Source organism: Vitiosangium sp. GDMCC 1.1324 (assembly GCF_003044305.1).
Taxonomy (GTDB): Bacteria; Myxococcota; Myxococcia; order Myxococcales; family Myxococcaceae; genus Archangium.
Map to the genome: position 1 here is coordinate 457,934 of NZ_PZOX01000006.1, position 18,920 is coordinate 476,853.

General features: G+C 65.8%; 19 protein-coding genes. 12 read left to right on the top strand and 7 right to left on the bottom strand.

Annotated elements, in window-relative coordinates; translation table 11 throughout:
• Positions 1-29 precede the first annotated feature (29 nt).
• Positions 30-878: a TadE/TadG family type IV pilus assembly protein gene (locus DAT35_RS20770; protein WP_108068794.1), complete on the bottom strand. Its 849-nt coding sequence runs from the start codon at positions 876-878 to the stop codon at positions 30-32.
• Positions 879-1,158: 280 nt separating this feature from the next.
• On the opposite strand from DAT35_RS20770, the gene DAT35_RS20775 reads away from it, so the two are divergent.
• On the top strand, positions 1,159-2,235 hold the full coding sequence (locus DAT35_RS20775) for a hypothetical protein (protein ID WP_108068795.1): 1,077 nt from the start codon (positions 1,159-1,161) through the stop codon (positions 2,233-2,235).
• Between the two features lie 38 nt (positions 2,236-2,273).
• Here the strand turns inward: DAT35_RS20775 and DAT35_RS20780 are convergent, their stop codons facing one another.
• Positions 2,274-3,119, bottom strand: a complete 846-nt coding sequence (locus DAT35_RS20780) for a class I SAM-dependent methyltransferase (RefSeq protein ID WP_108068796.1) — start codon at positions 3,117-3,119, stop codon at positions 2,274-2,276.
• A gap of 277 nt (positions 3,120-3,396) precedes the next feature.
• On the opposite strand from DAT35_RS20780, the gene DAT35_RS20785 reads away from it, so the two are divergent.
• Positions 3,397-4,158: an alpha/beta fold hydrolase gene (locus DAT35_RS20785; RefSeq protein ID WP_158501807.1), complete on the top strand. Its 762-nt coding sequence runs from the start codon at positions 3,397-3,399 to the stop codon at positions 4,156-4,158.
• Positions 4,159-4,176: 18 nt separating this feature from the next.
• On the opposite strand, the gene DAT35_RS20790 is transcribed toward DAT35_RS20785, so the two are convergent.
• Positions 4,177-4,986 carry a class I SAM-dependent methyltransferase gene (locus DAT35_RS20790; protein WP_108068798.1) on the bottom strand — a complete coding sequence of 270 codons (810 nt, stop codon included), beginning with the start codon at positions 4,984-4,986 and terminating at the stop codon, positions 4,177-4,179.
• Positions 4,987-5,055: 69 nt separating this feature from the next.
• Between DAT35_RS20790 and DAT35_RS20795 the strand changes: the two genes are divergently transcribed.
• The 7 genes from DAT35_RS20795 to DAT35_RS20825 all read left to right on the top strand — a co-directional run bounded on the left by DAT35_RS20795 (position 5,056) and on the right by DAT35_RS20825 (position 14,173).
• Entirely contained in the window at positions 5,056-7,902 is a 2,847-nt protein-coding gene (locus DAT35_RS20795) for a TIR domain-containing protein (protein ID WP_108068799.1), read from the top strand.
• Positions 7,903-7,914: 12 nt separating this feature from the next.
• A complete protein-coding gene (locus DAT35_RS20800; RefSeq protein ID WP_108068800.1) occupies positions 7,915-9,069 on the top strand; it encodes a cytochrome P450 in 1,155 nt (384 codons plus the stop codon).
• A 78-nt stretch (positions 9,070-9,147) separates the two neighbouring features.
• A complete protein-coding gene (locus tag DAT35_RS58240) occupies positions 9,148-9,393 on the top strand; it encodes a hypothetical protein (protein WP_146209808.1) in 246 nt (81 codons plus the stop codon).
• 95 nt (positions 9,394-9,488) lie between these two features.
• Positions 9,489-11,066, top strand: a complete 1,578-nt coding sequence (locus DAT35_RS20810; protein WP_158501808.1) for a S8 family serine peptidase — start codon at positions 9,489-9,491, stop codon at positions 11,064-11,066.
• The gene (locus DAT35_RS20815) at positions 11,063-12,127 is read left to right on the top strand and encodes a hypothetical protein (RefSeq protein WP_108068803.1); all 1,065 of its coding nucleotides are present in this window, start codon (positions 11,063-11,065) and stop codon (positions 12,125-12,127) included. Before DAT35_RS20810 ends, DAT35_RS20815 begins: the two co-directional genes overlap by 4 nt.
• A 7-nt stretch (positions 12,128-12,134) precedes the next feature.
• Entirely contained in the window at positions 12,135-13,115 is a 981-nt protein-coding gene (locus DAT35_RS20820) for a hypothetical protein (protein ID WP_146209810.1), read from the top strand.
• A complete protein-coding gene (locus tag DAT35_RS20825) occupies positions 13,112-14,173 on the top strand; it encodes a hypothetical protein (protein WP_108068805.1) in 1,062 nt (353 codons plus the stop codon). The genes DAT35_RS20820 and DAT35_RS20825 overlap by 4 nt, the downstream gene beginning before the upstream one ends.
• Positions 14,174-14,295: 122 nt before the next feature.
• On the opposite strand, the gene DAT35_RS20830 is transcribed toward DAT35_RS20825, so the two are convergent.
• Entirely contained in the window at positions 14,296-15,129 is an 834-nt protein-coding gene (locus DAT35_RS20830) for an alpha/beta fold hydrolase (protein WP_108068806.1), read from the bottom strand.
• Positions 15,130-15,177: 48 nt separating this feature from the next.
• A complete protein-coding gene (locus tag DAT35_RS20835; RefSeq protein ID WP_233261602.1) occupies positions 15,178-15,651 on the bottom strand; it encodes a DoxX family protein in 474 nt (157 codons plus the stop codon).
• 363 nt (positions 15,652-16,014) lie between these two features.
• Between DAT35_RS20835 and DAT35_RS20840 the strand changes: the two genes are divergently transcribed.
• From DAT35_RS20840 to DAT35_RS20850, 3 genes are all read left to right on the top strand, one after another.
• Positions 16,015-16,326 (top strand): hypothetical protein, encoded by a 312-nt coding sequence (locus DAT35_RS20840; RefSeq protein ID WP_146209811.1) that lies wholly within the window; start codon positions 16,015-16,017, stop codon positions 16,324-16,326.
• Between the two features lie 165 nt (positions 16,327-16,491).
• The gene (locus DAT35_RS20845) at positions 16,492-16,911 is read left to right on the top strand and encodes a CBS domain-containing protein (protein WP_233261603.1); all 420 of its coding nucleotides are present in this window, start codon (positions 16,492-16,494) and stop codon (positions 16,909-16,911) included.
• A gap of 100 nt (positions 16,912-17,011) precedes the next feature.
• Entirely contained in the window at positions 17,012-18,211 is a 1,200-nt protein-coding gene (locus DAT35_RS20850; protein ID WP_108068809.1) for an ABC transporter substrate-binding protein, read from the top strand.
• 54 nt (positions 18,212-18,265) lie between these two features.
• On the opposite strand, the gene DAT35_RS20855 is transcribed toward DAT35_RS20850, so the two are convergent.
• On the bottom strand, positions 18,266-18,493 hold the full coding sequence (locus tag DAT35_RS20855; RefSeq protein ID WP_233261604.1) for a hypothetical protein: 228 nt from the start codon (positions 18,491-18,493) through the stop codon (positions 18,266-18,268).
• A 143-nt stretch (positions 18,494-18,636) separates the two neighbouring features.
• Positions 18,637-18,831 (bottom strand): hypothetical protein, encoded by a 195-nt coding sequence (locus DAT35_RS20860; RefSeq protein ID WP_108068811.1) that lies wholly within the window; start codon positions 18,829-18,831, stop codon positions 18,637-18,639.
• Positions 18,832-18,920 lie beyond the last annotated feature (89 nt).

Here is an 18,920-nt window from a genome sequence, read left to right on the forward strand (position 1 = left end):
AGTCTCGTCGGGAAGAGGCGCGCCGGAGCCTAGAGGCTGTAGTGGATGCAGTCGTTGGTGTTCGGCAGGGGATAGCGGCCGAGGAAGTAGTTGCTCTGCATGCGCATGGCGTAGCTGACGTTGATGGGCAGCGTGTAGATGCGCTTGCCGGCCAGGGTGAGCACCGCACCGCGCTGCCCATCCGTCCTGGGCGTGGTGGGAGGCGCCCCCTGGCGCGTCATCCTCAACACGTTCGGCAAGGTGGCCCCCAGGTAGGTGCGGGTGATGATCCAGTTGGCGAACGGAATGGGCATCCGGTACAGAAGCTGGAGCTGCACCCGGAGGCGCAAGCGGTTGTAGCGACGCATGCCCTCGCCCGACTGCGCGTCCGAGCCCGCGGCCAGCATCAGCTCCGGATCATCGAAGTCCACCTCGTTCCGGCTGCCGATGCCATTGCGGGAGCTCTGATCGCCCGCCGGAAGGGGGGAGGCGCCGGTACCTCGCAGCTCCGAGAGCGTGGGGCCACAGATGACGATCTTCACCATCTGGGTGCCCGCGTTCTTGTACTGCTCGTTCTCCGCCATGGTGCGCATGTACTTCCTCACCACGTCCGAGCTACTGCTGGTGGGGAGGATCGTCTCGCTGTTGTTGACGAGCACGGGCAGCAAGTGGAAGACCGCAGCGGCCTCCATCGCCTCCAGGCTGGCGTTCTGCATGGCCCCCACCCGCGCCGCCCGGTAGACGGCGTACTTGGCCATGACTCGAGCCTGGGCAGTCATCCCAAGCTGCAAGATTCCAAGAATCAGGAACATGAAGAGAGGCAGGACCAAGGCGGTCTCGACAGCGACCTGCCCTGACTCCGCTCGTCCCGAAGAGCCGCTCCGCTGACCAGAGAACATGGGGAACACTCCTACTCCCACAGATACAGGTGCACCAAAAAGCGCACTATCGGTCAACTAGCCGGGCTCATCCCCCCGCCGCTCCTGCCCGGAAATACTGTGTGCACCAATATCTACAGTGGCACTATAATAGGGCAGGTGAAGTTCCGCAGCCTGGAGGCGGACAGCGGCACACTCAGCGACAGCGGGGTCGCGCTCATGCAGTCCCTGGGCGGATGGGCGGAACTCCCTTCAACCCTGCGACGCCCCCCCACTCACGAGTTGGGATAAGAAACCTCGCATGCTCCGACCCCACCTGCTCTCCCTCGTGATGCTGTTCCTTGTGGCGCGACCGGCGGTGGCTGAGACCTCGGCCCAGTTCCGTATCGACCCTCTGGCCAAGGTGAAGATCGAGGGCTTGTCGGCCAAGGACACCGCGACCTTCTACGCGGGCGTGGATGCATTCACGAACCATCTGGCCTCGTTCCCCTCCGTCAACACACCGACCCCCCCCGTGTGCGTGGCGCTCCAGCGCGAGGTCTTCCGCGTGCCGATGACCCCCAACCAGGCACAGGGAAAGGTCAACATCTCCTACCTGGCGCCGATGTCCCGCCAGACCTGCCGCACGGCGAAGATCGTCAACAGCAGTGTCGAGATGAACCTCAACCTCGCCCCCTTCGTCGACCAGAACAACGCCATCGGCCAGGACGACGCGGGCTGGCTGCTCGTGCCACAGACGTACACGAAGGTGGATGACGGCGTCTTCCTCGTCCAGCTCAGGAAGCACCGCTACTACGTCATCACCCGGGACCGGGAGGCGGCACTGGTTCCCGTCACCCTGGAGCGCTACCTGAAGTTCGAGGAGCGCAAGGTGCAACAACGGGTCGAGGAGGTCGACAAGTCCGAGCAACGGCACCGGGAGTGGCTCGCCCGGATGCACGAGAACTTCGGGCCCGACCTGAAGAAGGCCCCCGCGGACCTGCGTGACACCTACGCCAAGAGCATTCAAGAGGCGGAGAAGAACAACCAGGAGTCGCGGGCCAAGGTGTCCGCGGACCTCCAGCAAGTGCGCGGACGGCTGGCCTCGCTCTCCCCGGAGCAGCGCGCACAACCCGCCTGCATGGAGAGCCTGAAGGGCGGCATGGCCACGAACGTGGTCGCGGGACCGTGCAAAGCTCCGAGCCTGGGCCTGTTCGCCTTCAACCCGGAGCTTTCCAAGCCCGGCGCGGACAAGGGCACGGTGCGCTACCTGGTGGTGGATGTGCTCGACATGCGCCACTCCACCGAGGAGGAACACAACTTCAACCACCGCACGCAATTGATGGAGCACTTCGACTTCGCCGCCCTCGCACGCGTCCTCCGGTCGACCGGAAAGTGATTGAGCACCTCGAACGCGGGAGGTGACGACAGCCGCGCTCACCTCCTCGCGACGACGAGCCACGTCACTCCGCCGAGAAAGACCTTCCCGCCAGTCCGATGGTGTTCGCATTCGCGGGCAACCTCCGCCTCCCACGCCCGCTGTGCCTCCGGCGGCAGTCCCTCCACGAGCTTCGCCACGGGGCCCCCGAGCTCGCGAATCCAGCGCACCACTCCCGCCCCATCCGCTGCCTCCATCACGGGCACATGCATCGACTCGGCGTGCTCCATCGCAAACCCGCTGCGCGCCAACAGCGGGCGCAGGCGCTCGGGGTCGGAGAAGCGGGACACGCCCGGGGCATCGGGCCCGGCGGGAGGGGGAGGCGGACAGAATCGGGCCAGGGTCCTACGCGGCAGCGACCAGTACTCGACCTGTTCGGGCCCCGCCCAGCATGCGCACACCAGACGTCCGGAGGGACGCAGCGCGCGCCAGAGCCGCTCCAGCGCCCGCTCGGGCCGGGGCATGTACATCAACGCCCAGCGCACGGTCGCCGCATCGAAGGACTGCGCCGGCACTTCGAGCGTCTCCGCATCCGCGACACGAAACTCGATGTTCGAGAGAGCCAGGGCTCGTGCCTTCTCCCGTGCGACCTCCAGCATGCCGCCGGCCAGGTCCGTTCCCAGCACGAAGCCGGAGGGGCCCACCCGTTGCGCGGCGCGGAGGGAAGGCTCGCCCATCCCCGAGGCCACATCGAGCACCCTCATGCCCGGCCGAAGGCAGGCCAGGTCGAGCATCCGCTCACTGACGGGCGCCGTGAGGCGTGACTCCATCTCGTCGTACCGGCGGATGATGGTGGTGCGCTCGGCCCACCAGGAGGTCTGCTGCGGCGGACTCTGGAGTGTCATGTCTTTCTTCCGTGAGCGTGCGACCTACGGCACGAGCCGATCCGAAACGTACGAGTTCTAGCGCAACCAGCCCGCAGCGCCCGTGTTTCGACCTCGTGTTCCGCCAGCGGCGGGACCCTGGGACCCCTGCATGGTGGAGTGCAATCACGGACTCCTGGGGTGCATCTCCAGCCTGGCAAGAGACCTTCTGGAAGACAGGAGGGTGAGCCGGGAGGCACGAAGCGGGAGGGGAGACATCACAAAGATACATCCCCACCTCCATGAGAGAGGAGCTCCGATGAAGACCTTGGAACGAAACGGGACAAGGCTGGCCTACGACGAGGTGGGTCGCAGTCCGCCACCACTCGTCTTCATCCATGGCCTCGGCTGCGATCGGAGCTACTTCGCCCCTCAGCTCACACACTTCGGCCGCACGCACCGGGCCATTGCCGTGGACCTCCGCTCGCACGGCGATAGCACGAGCCCGGATGACGGCACGCTCGCGGCTCTCGCCGACGACGTCGCCTGGTTGTGCCAGGAACTGAGCCTCCAAGCGCCGGTGCTTGTCGGCCACAGCCTGGGGGGAGTCGTGGCCTTGGAGCTCTCGCGCCGCCATCCCGGCCAGGCCCGCGCAATCGTCCTCCTCGATTCAGCAGTCGCGATGACGTCCGAAATCCGGGCCATGAGCGAACAGCTCCTGCGGGCCCTCATTGCGACCCAGGACCTCCAGCAATGGGCGAGCCTGTGCGAGCAGCACATCGGTCCGGCGGCTTCCCCGGACCTGAGGGCCCGCATCCTCTCAGACTTCAAACGGTCTCCGGCTCGGCTCCTCCAGACCAGGACAGAACAAAGCATTCAGTGGGACGCGATGGGGGCACTCCAGGCATACCGTGGGCCCTTGCTCTACGTACAGGGGCTCGCGCCCTTCTCCAAAGCCATCCTCCATGCAGCGTGCCCGCAAGCCCAAGTCGAAAGACTCGAATCCGCGGGGCACTATTCGACGCTTGCGGCACCGGCGGCGGTCAACGCCTTGTTGGAGCGGTTCCTGGCGACACTCTGACGGGGGCCGCGCGACCCCTCACGCCCAGCCAAGACCAAGGTGGGCCGAAAGCTCCAGGCGCACCTCGCCCTGGCCCAGGGATGCCTCGAGGTTCGAGGAGACGCGCCCCGAGAAAGCCCGCCAAGGCCCCTCTCCTACTGAGCTCCGCAGTCCAACCAGCGGCGGAGACAGGGACGCGAACCACGCCCACGCCTTGTTCGGCGAAGGAAACGTCACGTCGAGGCACGTCGTGCGCACGTCAACCTCGCGGAAGCTCGAGGCGCGCATCTCCTGCCGCAGACCCTCCGGGCTGGCGAGCGTCGATGCATCACCCGGCCAGAAGAACATGGGCATGGCCGCGCGCAGGGACGTCCATAAGACAGACATGAAAGACGAGCGCTCCACCGCCGCCCAGCTTGAAACCACGGCGCGCCCTCCTGGCCGGAGCACGCGGCGGAGCTCACGAAAGCCCTTTGCCCGGTCGGGAAAGAAGATGAGGCCGAACATCGAAAAGGTCGCATCGAACACGCCATCGGAGAAGACAAGGGCCTGTCCATCTCCAACGGATGCCGCGATCCCGTCCACGCCCTCGGCCGCGGCGCGAGCGCGGAGCGCATCAATCATCCGGGGAGAAGAATCCACCGCGCTCACCCGGGCCCCCAGCCTGGCGGCTTCGAGCGCCAGGGTGCCAGGCCCCGTGGCCACATCGAGGACACGGGCCCCCGGAGTCAGCGCGGCGAGCTGGAGCGCTTCCTGGCTGAAGTGCCTGAACAGCGGCGTGACTTCCGCCGCGTAGTCGACAGCGACCTGGTCCCAGGGAGACGGGCAAGACGGCAAGCGGGTTGGCATGAGACGTCACCCCTTCCACTCGTGGATATTAGATTGATGTAGATCCCCACTGAACGAGGAAACTGATTCATGGAGGCTCTCGAGGGAACGCGGGTGGTCCATGAAAACAGGCCCACGGTGTTCATCAGTTACAGCCACAAGGACGCGGAGTGGGAGGCCCGGGTCGTATCCCATCTGATGGTTCTCCAAGAGCTCCTGGCGCCCTGGCATGACCTCAATATCGGCCCGGGCGCGGACTGGAAGGAGGAGATCGAGCGGGCGCTCGACGAGGCAGGTGTGGCGGTATTGCTGATTTCAGCCAACTTCCTGAGCTCGGAGTTCATACGCCAGGAGGAAGTGCCGCGGCTTCTGCGGCGCTGGGCCAACGGGAGCCTGCACCTCATCCCCGTGCTGATTTCGCCCTGCGACTGGGAGGCCATTGGCTGGCTCCGCCGGTTGCAGTTCCACCCCCGAGGCGCCCACGCCCTCTCCAAACAGAGCGCGCACGCCGTAGATACCGAGCTGGCGTCCCTGGCCAGGGAACTCCGCCTGCTCACAAGCGGGAGTGTGCAGGAAGCGAGCTCCAAACAGTGGGTTCCACCGCCCGACGTCTCCATTTCCCGGCTACCCATCACGGGCGAGCATCTCTTCGGCCGCGAGCGGGAGCTGGCCCTGCTCGACGGCGCATGGGCTGATCCAGACACGCACATGCTCAGCATTGTGGCCTGGGGCGGGATCGGCAAATCGAGCCTGGTGAACCAATGGCTGGGAAGGTTCGCGAGGGACAGGTACCGGGGGGCGCGTCGGGTCTACGCCTGGTCGTTTTATAGCCAGGGCATACATGGCACGACGGCGCTGGCGGATGACTTCATCTCCGCGACCCTGAAGCGCCTGGGCGACCCCTCACCGCCCGGTCAGGGCTCGGCCTGGGAGCGGGGCGAGCGTCTGGCCCGACTCATCCAGCAGGAACGCATGCTGCTCATCCTGGATGGAATGGAGCCCTTGCAATCATCGCCCGGCCCTCAGTGGGGCCGGCTCAGGGATTCCGCCCTGTCCGTTCTGGTCCGCGAGCTGGCCTTCTTCAATCCCGGACTGTGCATCATCACCTCGCGCGTCCCCGTCGCCGATATCGAGCACTTCCGCCGCACGACCGCGCCTGTCGTCGAGTTGGAGGGCCTCTCGGAGGAAGCGGGGGCGGAGCTCCTCCGGAACCTCCAGGTGAGGGGTTCGCAGCTGGAGTTGGAGCAGGCCTCGCTCGAGCTGGGCGGCCACGGCCTGACCCTGAGCCTCCTGGGCACCTACCTGCGGGATGCCTGCGAGGGAGATGTCCGGGCTCGCCGCGAGCTCCACTTCTTCGACGAGGGCCAGGGAGTGGAAACGCACGCGGAGAGAATGCTCCAATCGTACGAGCATTGGTTCGCAGAGGAGGGACCGGAGCTCGCGGTGCTGAGGTTGCTCGGGCTGTTCGATCGCCCCGTTGAGAGGCAGTGGGTGGACGTCTTGCGCGAGCCGATTGCCATTCCAGGCCTGACTACGCCCCTGGAGGGGCTGAGAGAGCGCGCCTGGCAGCGCACGTTGTCCCAACTGCGTCAAGCGCGATTGTTGGCAGAGGTGGACCCACTGAATCCGGGCACTCTCGATACCCACCCGCTGATTCGCGGGTACTTCCGGCGACAGCTCAAGACGCGGTTCCCAGAAGCCTGGAGGCAGGGGCACCACCGGCTCTACGAGTATTTCTCCCGGAGCGCCGTGCCGCTGCCGAGCACGTCCGAGGAGCGAACCCTGCTCCAACTCGCGGTGATGCACGGATGCCAGGCGGGCCACCACCAGGAGGTCTTCGAGCAGGTGTTTCTCCTGCGGCTCCTTCGGGGTGTGAATCTCAGAACCGTAGCTCCCGAGGTGGTCGACCGGGCCGGAGAAGATCTCGCGGCGCTCGCCCATTTCTTCGACCCGCCCTGGAGGAATCTCCCCCCCACCCTGCCGGATGAGCTCAAGATTCGTGTGCAGACCGAAACGGCCGGATACCTCATCCTCCTGGGCCACATCTCGGAGGCGGTCGAGCCGCTGCTCGGAGCGTTGAAGCTTTGTCTCTCGCAGGGAGACCGGGGCCAGGTCAGCGTCATCCTCGAGTACCTGTGCCGGGTCCACTTCCTCCTCGGAGAACTGCCCGCGGCCATCCACTATGGCGAGCGCGCCGTGGCTCGGGCACGGGAGGAGCACATCCCCCCCTGGCAAGAGGCTGTTCAACTGGCGTCTCTCGCCTGGGCACTGTTCCTGAGTGGCCGCTTGGAGGAGGCCGAGGAGCGCTTCCGCCACGCCGACTCCATCCCCATGGGAGCGGAGCGGGTGAACTTCCTCACCGGCGAGCTCTTGTATTGGATGATGCTTCTGGACCAGGGGCGCTCTCGGGAAACCCTGCAACGGATTGAACCCTACGTGGACTGGGCACGGTCGACGGGCAGCCAGCTGCTCATCGGGCTGATCCGGATGTATCAGGGAATCGCCTATCTGCGGCAGGGCCCAGACTCTCCGGAAGCGCTCACCCTTTCGCTCGACGCCTTGAACGAAGGCCTCCATTTGATGTGGCAGTTGGGAACTCCGGTTCTGATGAGCTTCGGCCTGGAAGCCCGGGCGGCAGTCCACCGGCTGCGGGGTGAATTCGAGCAGGCGTGGAAGGATGTCCAGGAGGCGATGTTCATCGCGATCGGCTCGGGCATGCAGTTGGCCCAAGCGGATCTCCACCTCGAAAGCAGCCGCTTGCATCTGGCGATGGGGCATAACGAGCTGGCGAGAGCGGAACTAGATGCCGCGCGGAAGATGATCGCTCGGACAGGCTATCACCGCCGCGACCGGGAGCTGGCGGAACTGGAGACCCGGCTCACTCCCGCCGAGAGGAGGGAACCAGGCACGAATCACGGCCAGCTCGTGGAGAAGTGACGCGGAGCATCCATGGATCCACTCTCGAGCCTGGCGAGCCTGTTCGACGCGTCACGAGCCCATGCGCGGCTCCGGCAGACGGACCCGGTGCACTGGTCGGAGCAGCTCCAGTGTTGGTTCCTCACCCGTTACGAGGATGTCGCTCACGCCTTTCGCGATCCTCGGCTGAGCTCCGCGCGCAGCGAGCTCTTCATCGCGCGCTATCTGGCGGACAAGGCCTCCCTGACCAGGGATTACCTACGCCTCTCCAAGCGGTCCATGCTGATGACAGACGGCGCGGACCACGCACGGCTCCGGAAGGAGTACGGCACCGGCTTCACCCATGCGTTCGTCAAGAGCTGGCGGCCCGTGGTGGCTCGGGTGATGGACGAACTTCTCGCGGCGGTGCGGGACCAAGGCCGGATGGAGCTGGTTTCGGACTTCTCGGCCCCCTTGGTTCCACTCATCCTGATGGAGCTCTTCGATATTCCCACGAAAGACCGGAAACGCTTCCGGACGTGGATCGACGCGGCGGGAAAGTTCGGCAACGTGCTGGAAGCCGGACCCGTCCGCCGTGCCAACGACAGCATGCGGCGAATGGAGAAGTACCTACTCCGCCACCTCCTTCGAAACGAGCCCGAGGAGCGGATGGACGTGACAGAGCTGATCTCCAACGTCATCCTGACTCTGACCGCAGGGTACGTCGCCACCAGCGACCAGCTGAGCACGGGAGTCTACAATCTGCTCATCCACCCAAACCAGCGCCTGCTCCTGCGAGAGCGCCCCGAGTTGCTCACTGGCGCGGTGGAAGAGGTGCTGAGATACACCCCTTCGGCGCCGCTCATCTACCGCATCGCCCTCGATGACATCCCCATGGGCGGGAAGGTGCTCCGGAGCGGACAGTGGGTCTGCCTCGCGGTCGCCGCCGCAAACCGGGACCCCACGGCCTTTCACGAACCCGACTGCTTCGACATCACCCGGAAGCCCAACCGGCACCTGTCGTTCGCGTCCGGACCGCATACCTGCCTGGGAGCGGCGCTGGCTCGCCAGGTGCTGGCACGTGGGCTGGAGGTCCTCTTCCACTCTCAGCCCGGGCTGAGGCTGGATCCGGAGCGCTCGCGGCAACCCAAGTTCAACGGAGGGATATTCTACGGCTTTCATTCGCTGCCGCTCGTCTTCAGTTCCTGAGCAAGCACGACTCCGGTCTCATGGACAGGATAGAAATTGCTGCCTATCCTGGAATCCCATCAGAGGACTGGAGATTGTATGACTTCAACTCCCCTTCCAAAGCTTCCTTTTCTCAACCTCCTCTCGGATCTCTTCGATAGGCGCCGTCCGGGTGTACTGAAGAAGACGCTCGACGCGTTCGTCAAAGATCCAGACAAAGTCATGCAGTCGTATGGCCTGAGCGATCCCCAGAAGAAGGCACTCAAATCTCAAGATTTCGATCAGATCGCCCGTGAGATCATCGAGGAACTGAAAACCATCCAGTGCATAGATCCCAACTGGTGACCGGCCCATTCATTCAGGAGCAAACGCTCATGAACCCACAACAACCCGTGTTCCCCCCACAGACCATCCCACGAGGCGCGAAGGAGGTCGGACCTTTGTCCCCTGACATCGTCGTCCACCTCATCTTCTTCTTCGACCCGTCCGCGAACTGGCATGCGGCCTTCGCAGCAATCGCGCGACAGTACGATTTGATCACCGAACAGATGTTGGCGAAAGCGGGACTGGTCTCGGTGAAGACCACCGCGAAGAATGTCGAGAAGCTCTTTGGTGTGGGGTTGACGCAGTACAGTTTGAAAAACCGCACGTTCTACGCGTCGGATGGAACTCCCCATGTTCCCCAGGAGCTGTCTGGCGTTCTGGTACAGGTGCTCGGGTTGCACACCATACCGGTGATCAAGCCTGTTCCATTATCCCAGATGGTGGCGCCCCTGGCCCGGCCCCGGCTGGAAGCGCTCAGGACCGTCGCGCCCCCGTTCAATACCGCCTACACAGCCAAGCAGTTGCGAACCCTCTACAACTTCCCATCGAGCGCCACCGGGCAGGGCCAGAAGGCCGCCATCATCATCTGCGGTGGGGGGTTTTCGCAGTCACTTCTGGAGGGCTACTTCACCAGCCTCGGTGTCGGCGCATCCCAGCCCCAGGTCGTCCCGGTCAACGTGCTCAACAGACCCGCGATATTCAGCTCGTGCCAGAACCTCCTCAAGGAATTGTATACGCAATTCGGAGTACCGGAGCCCTTGCTCGGGCCTCCCGCCCCTCCCGGGGGCCCAACCGGAGGCGGCGGAGCCCCACAACCCCCTCCACCTTCCCCTGGCCAGCAAGTCCCCGTCTCCGTGGAGGATATCAGATGGACCATCGAGGCACTCATGGACGTGGAGATCCTCGCAGGCGCCGCTCCGGATGCGGAACTCAAGGTCTACGTCTGTGACGGCTCGAGCCTGGGCGCGGTGCTCGCCTTGATGCAAGCGTTCCTGGATGGCGCCTCCGTCATCTCGTGCAGCTGGGGTGAACAGGAGGGAGCGGGTTTCACATCCGGCGAGCGACTCACGGCGGACAACCTGCTCGCCTACGCCGGGCAGAACGGGTGCACCACCGTCGTCGCTTCGGGGAACCAAGGAGCCCAATACATCCAATACCCTGCCTCGAGCCCGTTCGTGCTGTCGGTGGGCGGTACCTACATCGAGAATGCAACCTTCCCGGCCATCAACACCGAGGTGGTCTGGAATCAGCAGGTCTCCGCGAGCTCGGGAGGTTTCAGCACGTTCTACGCACGCCCTGGCTGGCAGCAGGGCATCGGCTTTTCCTCCGTGAACAACATGCGCGGCGTTCCCGACGTTTCGGCGAATGCGTCGGGCCAATCGGGATACTGGCTATTTCTCGGCAATGGCTCGGGCCAGGGACTCAACATCGCGGGGTGCGGGACCAGTGCCGCGGTCCCGCTCTGGGCTGCCTTGATCCTGGTGTTGAACCAGGCGCTGGGCAGGCGGCTGGGATTCATCAATCCGCAGCTCTACTCGCACGCCTCGCAATGCTTCAACGACATCACCTCGGGCAACAGCCAGATCGGCGGCCAGGTAACCATCTACCAGGCGGCTCTCGGATGGGATCCATGCACAGGGCTGGGAACGCCCCACGGCCAGCACCTGCTCGACATGTTCCGGGGAACGGCGTGAGCGGGACGGTGCGCCCCCTGCTGCTGGCCCTCCAACCCCTGCTGGAGCCCGCGCTCGTGCCACCATGGGCATTCCGGAACGTGCTGGCGACCGCATCCGGGGTTCCTGACACCCTCTCCGGAGGCTACTTCGAGTGCAGGCTCGGGAGAGAACGAGGCCGGGTCGACCTCCTGCTCGGGACGCTGGGGACGGATCGCCGGAAGGGCCTGGCCATCGAGGAACGCTGGCCCCTCGCGTGGAGACAAGAGCCGCTCTGGCGTCAGTTGCTGGCGTTCTATGCCGACTGGGCCCGGCCGAGCTCGTGGCTCGGCCAGCGCATCCCCTTGACGCTCCTGGAGTTCGACGTGGAGGGCGCTCCAGGGCCGGTGCCCGTCCCCGGCTTCCACTTCTGCATCGATCCGGACTTCCAGCGGCATCCTCCGGACCTGGATGCGCGAACCGGCGTCCCGGGTGGTGGCTTCGACACGGAAGCGCTGTTGGAGCTGGTCCAGACCGCCACCACCCTGCTGCCGCGTGGTGGCCTCGAGAGTCCAACGCTGGAACAACTCAGGGTCTGCCATGAGCAGCTTCCCGCCGGGGGACGCCTGCTCCATCTGTCGCGGATGTTCTCGCGGGCTGGCGCTCCGCTGAAGCTGAACGCGCTGGTGCCTCGCGACGGGCTGGCCACCTGGCTGTCACGGATTGGCTCACCTGTTTCCCCGGAGCAGGTCCTGGAGCTCCTGGAGCGCCACGCCCCCGGCCAGCACCTCGCGAAGCTGGATCTCGCACTCGGGCCGAGCCTGGGACAGCGGCTGGGCCTGGAGCTCTCGTTCCGGTATGGCGCCCCCGGCACGCCGGAATGGGAACGGCTGCTCCAGGGCCTGAGCGCGGAGGGGTTGTGTACGGCGGAGGAGCGCGACGCGCTGCTGGCCTGGAGGGGTCCAGCACGACTGCGGCGCGACGGAGGAGGTTGGCCGCTCCGGCTGGAGCGAGATCTCGTGCTCAAGCTCGTCCTCGACGGAGCGGAGATCCAGGCAAAGGCATACCTGTTCTTCCAGCCACGCTTCTCCCTGTTCGTCTGAGGTGAGAATGCTCTCATCAACCCGGTCGCTGCTGGATGTCTCACGCACCCGACTCACCTTCCCTCTGGTGGGGCCAGCAGCCTGGACGCGACTGTGGGACCTCGCCGACACGCTGCCGCTTCCAGCGGACATCCACTGTCTGGAATGTCACCTTGGCGGTGAGGAGACGCGGGTCGATCTGCTCTGCTGTCTGACGGCCTCGAGTCGAGAGGCACTCAAGGGAAGACTGGAGGGGCTGGAAGAACGGCCCGCGTGGCGCCCCCTCATGCGATTCCTGACGGGCTGGTTCACCCCTGGTTCTCCCGTTCACGACATTGGCCTGCTCTGGCTGGAGTTCGACCTGCCCGGTTCCGCGACGCCCTCTGTCTTCTTCTCCATCAATCAGGGGAGCAGCCTGGAGCGCCAGGTCGATGAAGCCTTCCTGCTTTTCCATGGAGAGAGGTTGTCCAAGGCGGTGCACACTCGTATCCAACGCTGCGTGGACACGCTTCCCCCCGGTGGCTCGCTCAACCATGTCGCGGCCATGCTCGGTCGGAATCGCGACGTGCGGCTCGCCCTGGAGCTGAAGCCTCTTCAGCTCCCGCAGTACCTCCATGCGCTGGGTTGGCCCTACCCGCTCGAGGAGCTGACCCGGAGCTTCAACGCGCGAGCACCGGATGTCGACCGACTCGGCCTGTCACTCGACGTGGAGCCCGGAGGCGCGCTCGGGCCCCGGCTCGGCCTGGAGTTTGCCTTTCACCGGGCGCTGGGGAATGAGCCGAGGTGGCCCAGACTGCTCGCGGAGTGGGGCGAGGACGGCCTGTGCAGCCCGGAGCAGTGCGATGCGCTGCTCCGCTGGCCCGGGCGCGCTCCCTTCGGCCCCGCGCTGCAATTGCTCCGCACCCTGCACCACGTCAAGGTGCTCTGGGAGGGAGGGCGACTGAGCGAACTCAAGGCCTACCCAGCGCTGAGGCTCCAGCCCGGCTTCGCCGGAGGCGCGGGCTCATGAGCGTGACACTCTGGCCCGTGGCCCCCACGCTCGAGGCCATACGGCCCTTCGTGGCGGACTGTCTCGTGGGGGCGCGCGCGTGGTCGGACATCCTCGCCGTCGCGACCCGGCTGCCCGAAGGCACCGTCTGCTACAACCTGGAGTGCCGGCTCGCCGAAGGGCAACAGCGGGTGGATCTGCTCGCCGTCGTCCGCCGTGGCGAAGGTGCTCGCGTCTACGCGGGGCGGGCGCCACGGCGGACACCACGGCCAGAACTCTTCAGAGACGAACGGTGGCGGCGCATCCGCCGGCTCTTCACGTCCTGGGTGGATGGAGCGTTGGAGCGCCTATCGCCCAACATCTGGCTCGAGTTCGACCTGGATGGAGGAGGTATACGGGTGCCCGTCCCGCAGCTCGGCATCTGCATAGATCCGTGCATGTACGAGCCAGACGCGCACCGGCCACCGGTCACTTCCGAAGCCTTCCGCGGGCCCACCGAAGCGGCGATCGAGCTGCTCCGGGGCAAGCCGCTCACACGCGCCATGCGTGAGCGGGTACGCACCTGTATCGCCGAGGCGGAGCAACCACCCGAGGGGCGGGCCATCTTCCTGGGCATCACCAACAGCCGGAGCCCAAATGTACTCCGGCTCTGGTCCCGACTGAAGGTGGAGACGGTGCCGGCGTACCTCGAGCGGATCGGCTGGAAGGGACCAGGAGAGCGCGTCTGTTTCGTGCTGGACCGACTGTGCAGGCCACGGAAGGGACTGGTGAAGCTGGAGGTGGAACTGCAGGGGGAGGAGCTCTCCCCCAGATTCGGGGTGTGTACGGAGTTCTGCCCGGAGGGTGACTACCGCGAGGCCTGGCGGCTGCTCTCTGGATTGGTGAACCTGGGACAGTGCACACCGGAGAAACGGGAGGCGCTCCAGGCGTGGCCGGGCACTGCGAGGGCCGCTCTGGCACCCGGAGCCTGGCCCGTCCGTATCCATCGGATGGTGGACTTCAAATTCGTGGTGTGGCCGGACGGGACGCTGGAGACGAAAGCCTACTTGATGGTGGTGCCACTCTTCTCGCTGCTCTGAGTCTGCGCCTCGCCGGGGTATGGGTGATGACGGCTTCAGGACACTCACGGCCTCCGGACACATCCGCAACCGCCTGGATCGGGAGGCCTCCATGGCTCACGAGGGGTGCTCGCGCTGTTTGCCTACGTGCCCGCGAACTTCCTGGCGACCTCGGCGGGAGCGTCGAGGAAGGGGGTCACCATCTGCGCCAGCAAGGGGGACATGAAGACGTTGTAGTGGGTCAGGCCCGGCAGGATGGCGAGCCTCGCACTGGACATCCCCGAACCGTCCCAGCCGGCGTCCCTCTGGCCGCCGCCGAGCAGCTGGAAGAATTCCACGGCATGCAACGGGATGACGCTGTCTGCATCGGCGTAGACGAGCAGCACCGGTATCTTCAGCGCCGCGACCTCACGTGACCAGTCGTACTCCTGGCGAAGCAACTCGCCCATCTTGTCGAGCAGCGCCGGGAAGTTCCCGGGCTTCGGAGCGACGGCGGCATAACCCTGATACATCGGAGTCGCCTTCATGAACTCGAAGGCGGATGCCCCCATCTGCGACATGCTTTGACGGATCTCCGGATACCAGCCATTCCGGCTGTAGGGGACCGAAACGAGAACGAGCCTGTCGACGACTTCCGGGTGCTGGATCGCCGTCCGCAGGGCAACGCCGCCGCCCAGCGAATAGCCCATGACGTCGGCCTTCTGGAAGCCCAGGTGCTTGATCAGCGCCACGATGTCGTCGCCCATCAACTCACAGCGAATCGGGCGGTCGATGTCGGCCGTGCGGCCATGAGCCTGCAAATCGACGGCGATGACCTTCCGTTTCTCAGCCAGCTGCGGCAGGAGCGGGCCAAACATGCTGGTGAAGCCCAGGCCGCCATGCAGGAGGATCAACGGTTTTCCGGTGCCGTGAATCTCGTAATAGAGGTGGACGCCATTCACGTCTGCGTATCCGGTCTGCGCGCGAGCGTTTGTCATGTCAGTTCCTTCAGAGGTTCGTGCGGAGCTCGTGGGGATGAACCAGGCTCACTTCGAGCCCGGTGTCGCGCGCGAGACGAGCATGGAGCGGTACGCATTCCGGTACGACCACGCCAGGTAGATCTCCAGAGCCAGGATGACGATGGAGAAACCGGTCCCGTCCGGGGCGAGGAAGATGTGGAACGCGAAGATGTTCACGACGACGGGTGCGATGAGGGCCAGCGCCAGCGGCACGAATCGGTTGGCCAGCAGCAGCGCTCCCACGAGCACTTCGGTGCCCTTGACCAGTTGGAACATGTAGCCCGTCTTCATGAGCGCACCGCCGAACGCGACGGCGCCTTCGGGCACGGGCGTCGAGGGCGGCGGCAGGAAGTTCAGGAGGCCGTTCAGCCCGAAGACGAAGAAGATGAGCCCCATCAAGAGCCGTCCGGCGGTCGGAAGATGGCGAGCGAGCGACTTCGGGGTGTGGCCTTCGGTGGCGCCTGCAGCAAGCGTCGTGTCTGTTCCCAGGGTGGCCTTCATGTCGTGTCTCCTTCGGGTGGCTCTACCGTCACGACGAATGACGCTCCGCGAGATCGACACGCCGGATGATTTTCCCCAGGGCCCTGCTAAGTGCTCGAAATGACGAACTCCGACGGGCCACGCCATGACCCTGGCTGCTGGAGCAGCCCGTGTTCAGCTGGTTCGCCGCCCTCTCCCGGCCCGCTCCACTGCCTGCATCCGGGGCGGGGGGCGCGACCACGGTTGGCCCGGAACGCGGGCGGCTCCAGCTTGAGAGCTGAATGAGCGTCGCCCCTCCCCGCGGGTGCCGGAGTGGCTGGCCTGGGGTACGGCCGGCCGCTCAGCCGAACGGGGGGAGACCGGGCCGGCGAAATGGGGAGCACCATGCAGACCGAGAACCAGAGCGAACGCCTGAGTGCCGTGGACAAGGTGGTGAGCGGGAACATCGTGGAGGCCGGGACGGACCACATCACCATCCGCGACATCGCCGCCGGAGTGGACATCACCGTGCGAGTCGATGACCGGACACGCTACGTCTGGATGCAGCCACAGCACCAAGGCAGGCTGACCGACGATGGGCAGGTCCGGGTGGGCTACTACTTCGCCGGGGGCGTTCACACGGCCAGCGAAGTGCTCGTGCTCGAGCCGGGAAACGGCGTGTCCATCGCCGAGCAGCTCGTTCCTACCGTGCACTGAGCGCGGACCCCGTCGAACGCGGCGCGCACCTCACCGGCGTCGCCGCGCTCCCATGGGGGCGAGCCGAAGCCCGCCCCCCAGTGGGGCTGGAGTGCCTGGCCGCGGCACCCCATCGTTCCCAAGGTGTGAGGGACGGAGGACAACGCGATGCTGTGCGAAGAGATCATGAAGCGGGACGTCGAGCTGGTCCGTCCCTACGACAACCTCCACACCGCGGCGCGCAAGATGCGGGACAAGGGCGTCGGCTTCCTGCCGGTGGTGGACGACCAGGGCAAGCCCGTGGGGACCCTCACCGACCGGGACATCACGGTGCGCGTCTCGTCCCAGGACCACCGGCCCAGCAACGTCAGCGTGCGCGAGGCGATGAGCCCTGGCGCGGTGACGTGCCGGCGCTGGGATGACATCCACATCGCCGAGAACCTGATGGCCCGAAATCAGAAGTCGCGCATCATCTGCGTGGACGAGTCCGGAGTGCTCATCGGGGTCATCAGCCTCTCGGACATCGCGAAGATGGAGGAAGGGCCCAGGGCGGCGGAGGTGCTGCGCGAGGTCGCGCAGCGCGAGGCCCATCCCACGGTGGTGTAGCGGCGGGCGGCGCGGGAGGACCGGGCGTCGGCCCCAGGCATGCCAGGACCACCAGAGTGCGATAGAAGACGGTCGCCTTGGTTTCGTGGAGGAAGTCCTCATGCGCCGTCCCATCGCCCCGATGCTCCTCGCCGCGCTCACCGTGCTGGCGGCCGCCTGTGAGAAGAAGGCGCAGCCCTCACCCTCCTCCGAGTCCACTCCTCACCAGGCGGCGGCCTCCACCGGGGAAGCCCCGGCGAACTCGGACACCATCCTCCTCGGGCAGGTGGGAAGCCTCACCGGCAGCGAAGCCACCTTCGGAGTCTCCGCGCGCAACGGCATCGCCATGGCCGTCGAGGAGGCCAACGCCACGGGCGGGGTGAAGGGAAAGAAGCTGGCGGTGCGTGTCTATGACAGCCAGGGCAAGCCCGAGGAGGCGGCCCAGGCGGCCACGCGCCTCATCACCCAGGACAAGGTGGCGGTCATCCTGGGCGAGGCCGCCTCGTCCAACTCGATGGCCATGGCGGACAAGGCCCAGGCAGCCGGGGTGCCGATGATTACTCCCTCGTCCACCAACCCCGCCGTCACCCGCAAGGGCGACTACATCTTCCGCGTCTGTTTCATCGACCCCTTCCAGGGCTATGTGATGGCGAAGTTCGCCCGCGACGACCTGAAGCTGACCCAGGTGGCGGTGCTGCAGGACAACAAGAGCGCGTACTCGGTGGGGCTCACGGACGTGTTCAGCCGGAAGTTCTCCGAGATGGGTGGCGCCATCGTGGCCAACGAGAGCTACTCGAAGGGCGACTCGGATTTCCGCGGGCAGCTCACCACCATCAAGAAGACGAAGCCACAGGCCCTCTTCGTGCCCGGGTACTACACGGACGTGGGCATCATCGCGCGGCAGGCCCGCGAACTGGGACTGACGGTGCCCCTGCTCGGGGGTGACGGGTGGGAGTCCGACAAGCTGTTCGAGCTGGGCGGCACGGCCATCGAGGGCAGCTACTACTCCAACCACTACTCGGTGGATAACCCGGATCCGCGCGTGCAGGAGTTCATCACCAAGTACAAGGCGGCCTACGGCGCGGTGCCCGATAGCGTGGCGGCCCTGGCCTATGACGCCGCGCGGCTCGCCATCGACGCGATGAAGCGCGCGCCGGACCTGTCGGGCGCGGCCATCCGCGACGCGCTGGTGGCCACCCGGGACTTCCCGGGCGTGGCCGGCACCATCAACCTCGACGAGAACCGCGACGCGGTGAAGCAGGCCGTGGTTCTCAAGGTCGAGGGGGGCAAGACGAAGTTCGTCACCACCGTGAAGCCGTAGGCTCCGTATTGAGCGGGGCCCCCACCTGGGAAGGCCCCGCTCGGACAGGCTCAACTACCTCGCGAGCTCACAGTACTGCGGGTACCGGCTGCACGGATAACAGGTGCCACCGGGGCCACCGACGCAGACCTCGTTGACGCCGCACTTGCCTTCCAAGCTGCACATCCGGAGGGCCTGCTCGGTCGACGCCACATCCGTCACGGGCTCCTCCTCGATGGGGCCACCACACGCGGCCAGACCCAGCGTCGCGACGATCAGCCCCATGCCACGAATCCAAGACATGCTCATGTGCCATCCTTCCTGTTGAGAGGGAGACACGATTCTAGGTTCTTCTGGATGAGCGCGCCCCTCCAAAATTCACACCGGGTGAATCCGTCCCCATGAAGTCCGGCTCGCCCGGTATCACTCCGGGTGAGGCGGTCCTCCTAACCGCCGAGCGCCATGCCGCCATCGACGTGGAGCGTGGCGCCCGTGATGAAGGCCGCCAGCCGGTAGATGGAGTGAACGTTCAGCGCGAAGGCCGCATCGAACTGCTCGTCGGTGGCGACCTCCTCTCCTGAAGGCGTCGGCGCGCCCGCGTTGTTCACGAGCAGGCCCAGCCGGAATGGGTCCGTGGCCATCCGCGCCGAAGAGCCGGAACCGGCGCTCGCCGTGTTTCTCGATGCCCTTCGCGCGCATCGCCCTCGTGCGAAGGAAGAACCGGGTAGCC

Bases quoted from the DNA above. Each gene is read 5' to 3' on its own strand.
- DAT35_RS20855 (WP_233261604.1), bottom strand. From the start codon at position 18,493: ATGTCTTGGATTCGTGGCATGGGGCTGATCGTCGCGACGCTGGGTCTG.
- DAT35_RS20770 (WP_108068794.1), bottom strand. From the start codon at position 878: ATGTTCTCTGGTCAGCGGAGCGGCTCTTCGGGACGAGCGGAGTCAGGG.
- DAT35_RS20775 (WP_108068795.1), top strand. From the start codon at position 1,159: ATGCTCCGACCCCACCTGCTCTCCCTCGTGATGCTGTTCCTTGTGGCG.
- DAT35_RS20840 (WP_146209811.1), top strand. From the start codon at position 16,015: ATGCAGACCGAGAACCAGAGCGAACGCCTGAGTGCCGTGGACAAGGTG.
- DAT35_RS20835 (WP_233261602.1), bottom strand. From the start codon at position 15,651: ATGAAGGCCACCCTGGGAACAGACACGACGCTTGCTGCAGGCGCCACC.
- DAT35_RS20825 (WP_108068805.1), top strand. From the start codon at position 13,112: ATGAGCGTGACACTCTGGCCCGTGGCCCCCACGCTCGAGGCCATACGG.
- DAT35_RS20820 (WP_146209810.1), top strand. From the start codon at position 12,135: ATGCTCTCATCAACCCGGTCGCTGCTGGATGTCTCACGCACCCGACTC.
- DAT35_RS20845 (WP_233261603.1), top strand. From the start codon at position 16,492: ATGAAGCGGGACGTCGAGCTGGTCCGTCCCTACGACAACCTCCACACC.
- DAT35_RS20800 (WP_108068800.1), top strand. From the start codon at position 7,915: ATGGATCCACTCTCGAGCCTGGCGAGCCTGTTCGACGCGTCACGAGCC.
- DAT35_RS58240 (WP_146209808.1), top strand. From the start codon at position 9,148: ATGACTTCAACTCCCCTTCCAAAGCTTCCTTTTCTCAACCTCCTCTCG.
- DAT35_RS20860 (WP_108068811.1), bottom strand. From the start codon at position 18,831: ATGGCCACGGACCCATTCCGGCTGGGCCTGCTCGTGAACAACGCGGGC.
- DAT35_RS20850 (WP_108068809.1), top strand. From the start codon at position 17,012: ATGCGCCGTCCCATCGCCCCGATGCTCCTCGCCGCGCTCACCGTGCTG.
- DAT35_RS20790 (WP_108068798.1), bottom strand. From the start codon at position 4,986: ATGCCAACCCGCTTGCCGTCTTGCCCGTCTCCCTGGGACCAGGTCGCT.
- DAT35_RS20780 (WP_108068796.1), bottom strand. From the start codon at position 3,119: ATGACACTCCAGAGTCCGCCGCAGCAGACCTCCTGGTGGGCCGAGCGC.
- DAT35_RS20795 (WP_108068799.1), top strand. From the start codon at position 5,056: ATGGAGGCTCTCGAGGGAACGCGGGTGGTCCATGAAAACAGGCCCACG.
- DAT35_RS20830 (WP_108068806.1), bottom strand. From the start codon at position 15,129: ATGACAAACGCTCGCGCGCAGACCGGATACGCAGACGTGAATGGCGTC.
- DAT35_RS20785 (WP_158501807.1), top strand. From the start codon at position 3,397: ATGAAGACCTTGGAACGAAACGGGACAAGGCTGGCCTACGACGAGGTG.